General features: G+C 34.9%; 1 protein-coding gene and 1 pseudogene. One reads left to right on the top strand and one right to left on the bottom strand.

Features of this window, described 5'->3' with window-relative positions; translation table 11 throughout:
- A pseudogene (locus ACXM1Q_RS09230) lies at positions 1-140 on the bottom strand (IS4 family transposase); the annotation flags it as partial.
- A gap of 40 nt (positions 141-180) precedes the next feature.
- Here ACXM1Q_RS09230 and ACXM1Q_RS09225 point away from each other — a divergent pair.
- Positions 181-918: a response regulator transcription factor gene (locus ACXM1Q_RS09225; RefSeq protein ID WP_458517801.1), complete on the top strand. Its 738-nt coding sequence runs from the start codon at positions 181-183 to the stop codon at positions 916-918.
- Positions 919-1336 lie beyond the last annotated feature (418 nt).

The raw sequence follows: 1336 nt of genomic DNA, 5'->3' as shown, positions 1-1336 counted from the left end.
AATTGTTTACAGGCATAAACAGCATCAGAAAAGCAGATTTGGTAGTTTTCTAAGCTGGACATTGTATCACTAACTTTCATGGTGATCCATCTACAGAAGTTAAACTCTGTAAAACGTGCATAAATTTCTTGAAGAACACCTTAACTTAATGACATTGGTGATTAGAGGAGGTTTTTCCATATGAATATTTTTATCTTAGAAGATGATTACCAGCAACAGGGGCGGATGGAAAATCTCCTTTATCAATTGCAGGAAAAACATGCTTTACCAGTTAAACGGCTAGAGGTATATTCTAAGACAGATTTGCTTTTTCAAGCGATTCAAGAAAAAGGAAGCCACCAACTTTTTTTCTTGGATATCGAAATTAAGGGTGATCATTTGAGAGGTTTGGATGTTGCTAGTAGGATTCGTCAACAGGATGCTCAGGCTTTGATTGTTTTTGTAACAACGCATTCGGAGTTTATGCCTTTGACGTTTCGGTATCAGATATCTGCTTTGGATTATATCGTTAAATCCTTAGATCAGGAAGATTTTGAGGCGCGTGTTGAAGCTGCAGTGCTTTATGCTCAGAAACAAAATCGGCAGACTATCGCAGATACTGCTTTTAACTTTAAGTCCAAATATCAACAATTCCAAATTCCCTTCGAAGATATCTATTTTTTGGAAACATCTCCAATTTCTCATCATGTTATTCTCTATACCAAAATAGAGCGAATCGAGTTTTTTGCTAGCATGGGTGAAGTACTGGAGCAGGAGCCTCGCCTATATAAATGCCATCGTTCTTTTGCAATTAATCCAAAAAATGTTGTGAAAATAGACCGAAAGGAAAGACTAGCCTATTTTCCTAATGGTATGACTTGTTTCATTGCAAGAGCGAAGATGAAGGGGAGTTTGGCTAAGGTGGAGAACGAAGAATGAGGTGGGGGCAGTTTATTAATATTTCAGGAAACTTGATTGCAGTTGGTTTATCTTTGATTTTAATAATGTTTCCTCATGTGCTTTCTGTATACATGATGTTAAAAATCAATAAAATTAAGCCTATATTACAGTTGGTTTTGATGGGAATTTTTTTAAAGATTATGGTTATTCTAATCTTATCTCTCCTTATCGACAGTCTCTCTAGGTATTTTTTATTCATTGATGAACCCTTGTTCTATTTATTGTTCTCTTATTATTTATTTCGAAATAGTCAAAAAAATCTTATCATTTTTTCAATGTCATTAAGTTAAGGATTTCGAAAGCTCCTAAATTGAGCTTTCGAAATCCTTTTTTTGCTATACTTAGGCTAAAGGAGGTGGATAGAATGCCAAATCAAGTAAGGAAGCAACTACGAAAT

It is taken from the genome of Streptococcus sp. 10F2 (genome assembly GCF_054331515.2).
The sequence above is the reverse complement of the archived record's forward strand: the minus strand, read 5'-3'. Positions and strand labels throughout refer to the sequence as shown.